We start from the raw sequence: 2640 nt of genomic DNA on the forward strand, positions 1-2640 counted from the left end.
TACACGGTGCGTGAACGCACCGTGTTCAACGCGATCCTGGGCATCTCGTGGTTCTGGTTCTTCGGAGCCACGCTGACCGTGCAACTGCCGTTGTACACGCGCTCGTATCTTGGCGGTGATGCCAGCGTGCTGACCCTGGCGCTGGCCCTGTTCTCGATCGGTGTCGGTATCGGATCACTGCTCTGCGAGAAGCTCTCCGGAGGCAAGGTGGAGCCGGGACTGGTGCCGTTGGGGGCGGCCGGGATGACGTTGTTCGGGATTGACCTTTTCCTGGTGCGCCCGCACGAGGCGGTGGTACGCGGGCAGAACTGGTGGCAGGTGTTGAGCGCGGCGGGGGGCTGGCATCTGGCGCTGGACCTGACCCTGATCGGGCTCATGTCCGGGTTCTACATCGTGCCGCTGTTTGCCTTGGTGCAGTCGCGTGCCGAGCGCAGCAAGCTGTCGCGGGTGATCGCCGGGACCAATATCCTCAATGCCCTGTTCATGGTGCTTGCGGCGGGTTTTGGCATCGGCCTTCTGAAGGCGGGCCTGGATGTACCCGAGCTGTTTCTTGTGGTGGCACTGATGAATGCAGTGGTGGCGGTGTACATCTTTACCCTGGTGCCGGAATTCCCGCTGCGCTTCCTTGGCTGGCTGATGGTCAACACGCTCTACCGTATTCGTTGCCGGCACATCGACCGGATCCCCGAGACCGGTCCGGCCCTCATGGTATGCAATCACGTGGCCTTTACCGACCCGATGATCCTGATGGCCTGTGTGCGGCGTCCGGTACGCTTTGTGATGGACTACCGGATCTACCGGATGCCGGTGCTGAAGTCGCTGTTCCGCATGGCCGGCGCGATCCCGATCGCCGGGCGCAGGGAGGACCCGGCGTTGCTGCAGGCAGCCTTCGAGGCCATCGACCAGGCACTGACCGCTGGCGAGGTGGTGTGTATTTTTCCCGAGGGCGGGCTGACGCTGGATGGCCAGATCGCGGCGTTCCGGCCCGGAGTCGAGCAGATCCTCCAGCGGCGACCAGTACCGGTGGTGCCGATGGCGCTGCGCGGGTTGTGGGGCAGCGTATTCAGTCGCCGGGACAGCATGCTGGGCCGTGCACGTCTGCCGCGACGTTTCCGCGCCCGGGTGGAGCTGGATACGGGTGAGGTGATGTTGCCGCACAACACCACGTTGCAGGCCCTGGAGCAACGAGTGCGGGATCTGCGGGGGGATGATGCCTGAGGGCGTGGCGTTCGCCTCAGACGAACCAGCCGCCAAGCACGATGAGGGCGGCAATGGCCAACCAGACCATCAGTACACGCATGAGCAGGCGGCGGGCGTCGTCCAGCTCCACCAGAGCATCGCTGGTGTCCTGGTCCGGGCCCTCATCTCCTGCCACGACGTCGGCATCGACACTGGCGCGGGCCACGGCGGAAAGAAAGTCCGGGTCGAAGCTGCGCGCGGCATTGCCGGGATCGGCATGCCAGGCACGCCAGGCCTTGATCACGGCATCAAAGTCCGACACCAGGGCCATGGCGAACACCATCAGATGCGCGGGAACCCAGTCCAGAATCTCGCCCAGGCGACGCGCGACCACGCGCCCGCGCGTGGGGCCGGGTTCGACTTCCGCATTCGTGGCAGGCGGCGCTGCTGTGGCGTCGACACGGGCATGTTCGTCTTCCTCTTCGACGTGCGTGACGCCGGAGTCCGGTACGGGGTCGGGTGCTACCTGCACCAGCAGCAACCGGTTCAGGCGGTAACCGAGCGCGCCGACAGGCCCAAGCAGCAGGAACCAGAAGAGCACTGCGAATCTTCGCCGCAGTCCGGACCATACGGCAGCTTCGACCAGATGCGGTGCGGTGAAGGGCATCCGGGAATGATCATCGGTGGAGCGCAGCATTTGCGCGGCTTGCTCGCGTCCGGCGCGATCCGGGGCCTTGAGCACCGCATCGACGTCCCGTTCCAGGTCGCGAGGGCCCAGGCTGTAGGCCAGCACGTATCCGGCGAAAATGGCCCACAGGACCATCATCAACGGCAAGTGCGAGAGCACGTAAGAAAGCACCAGACATACCAGCAGCGGCGGCAGCAGGGTCCAGGCCACGAAGGCGCCGCCATCGTTCTCGGAATGGTGGGCAGTCCAGCGATGGAACCAGTCGTGGCGACGGTACTTGGGGATGTAAGGCAGCAGCTGGATCAACAGCAGTACCACCAGAACAACCAGTAGACGGATAGCCATGAGGGGGTGGACTCCGGCGAACAACGAACGGGATGGTTCGATTGTAGCGCGGGCTGGAGGTCAGGTCCGCTTCGTTCGGGTATCCAGTCGGGACAGTTCGATCCCGGAGCGGGCGCGCATCCAGTGCTCGATCAGCCGCCAGGACACGGACAGCCGTGTCGGCGGGATCAGCGCGCCATTCTCGACGCCATGCACGATCTGTTCGGGGGTAAACCAGGCGGCATGTTCCAGTTCGCCGTCACGAAGCTCTATGGTGCGCGCGCTGGCCTGCGCGGTGAATCCGAGCATCAGCGAGGCCGGGAACGGCCACGGTTGCGAAGAGTGATAGTCGCAGTCGGTCACTTGCACGCCGGATTCCTCGAAAACTTCACGGCGCACGGCATCCTCCAGCGACTCGCCGGGTTCGACGAAGCCGGCCAGGGTGGAAT

The 2640-nt window shown here is 64.7% G+C and carries 3 protein-coding genes; 1 reads left to right on the forward strand and 2 read right to left on the reverse strand.

Annotation, left to right across the window (positions count from 1 at the left end; genetic code table 11):
• Window positions 1-1218: 1-acyl-sn-glycerol-3-phosphate acyltransferase (locus PF446_RS02585; RefSeq protein WP_298069405.1), on the forward strand; the 1218-nt coding region annotated here is incomplete at its 5' end.
• A 16-nt stretch (window positions 1219-1234) separates the two neighbouring features.
• Here the strand turns inward: PF446_RS02585 and PF446_RS02590 are convergent.
• Both PF446_RS02590 and PF446_RS02595 read right to left on the reverse strand, forming a co-directional pair.
• Window positions 1235-2212 (reverse strand): cobalamin biosynthesis protein, encoded by a 978-nt coding sequence (locus tag PF446_RS02590; RefSeq protein ID WP_298069407.1) that lies wholly within the window; start codon window positions 2210-2212, stop codon window positions 1235-1237.
• Between the two features lie 60 nt (window positions 2213-2272).
• Window positions 2273-2640, reverse strand: a 368-nt coding sequence (locus PF446_RS02595; RefSeq protein ID WP_298069409.1) for an NAD(+) diphosphatase, incomplete at its 5' end; no start/stop codon positions are given.

It is taken from the genome of Oleiagrimonas sp. (assembly GCF_027858935.1).
GTDB lineage: Bacteria > Pseudomonadota > Gammaproteobacteria > Xanthomonadales > Rhodanobacteraceae > Oleiagrimonas.

Excerpts from the sequence above, each read along its gene's own strand:
- PF446_RS02590 (WP_298069407.1), bottom strand. The coding sequence starts at position 2,212 with ATGGCTATCCGTCTACTGGTTGTTCTGGTGGTACTGCTGTTGATCCAG.